At 67.3% G+C, this 743-nt stretch carries 1 pseudogene; it reads right to left on the reverse strand.

Annotated elements, in window-relative coordinates:
• Positions 1-743: pseudogene (locus AC1DYC_RS31100) on the reverse strand (hypothetical protein); the annotation flags it as partial.

Below are 743 nucleotides of genomic sequence, written 5' to 3' on the forward strand. Positions count from 1 at the left end.
GGCATTGAGCGTCAGCTTGCCGTAGGCGCCCTGGATCTGGGTGCCGACATTGGCGTCGACGCCGCCCGCCGTGGTCCCGACGGCAACGCCGACGACACCGCCGGCCGGCACGGTCGTGGTGGCGCCATCGGCGCCGAACACGTCGTTGGTCAGCACCTGGCCGGTGACCGGACCGAACTGGCCCGATAGAATGCTGTTGGTGTCGAGGTTTGCCGTCGGCACGTCGTCGAYGATGTTGATGACCAGATTACCGGCCGGCGCCGGATCGCCGTCGGCGTCGGTCACCACCACCGCGAAGCTGGTGCTCGACGGATCGGTCAGCGTGTTGTCGATGAGCGTATAGGAATAGCTGATCGTGCCGAGGCCGGTCGCCGGATTGTAGACATAGCTTGCTGTCAGCGTGCCTGTCGTCCCGTCGGCGAACGCCGTCGGGACACCGGTCAGTACATGGCCGCCCAGCGACACTGTCGTCAGGCCGTCCGGCGACGTGAAGCCGATCGTACCCGAGGTCGTTTCCGAGGTCGCAGGCTCGTTCGAGCCGGAAGGCTCGCCGGCGCGCGCCGGCAGGCCAGCCTCATAGACCGTCGTGTCGTCGCCGCCCGCTGCCGGGATCGATACGGTCGGCGTTCCGTCGCCGATCGAGATGGTGAGCGTGGTGTGAGAGGTGTCGCCGTCGCCGTCCTTGATAGTGTAGGTGAAGACGTCGTCATGGCCGCCGGCCGAGCCGGCATCGCGGGTATAGG

The organism is Mesorhizobium sp. P2_E7, from assembly GCF_056403855.1.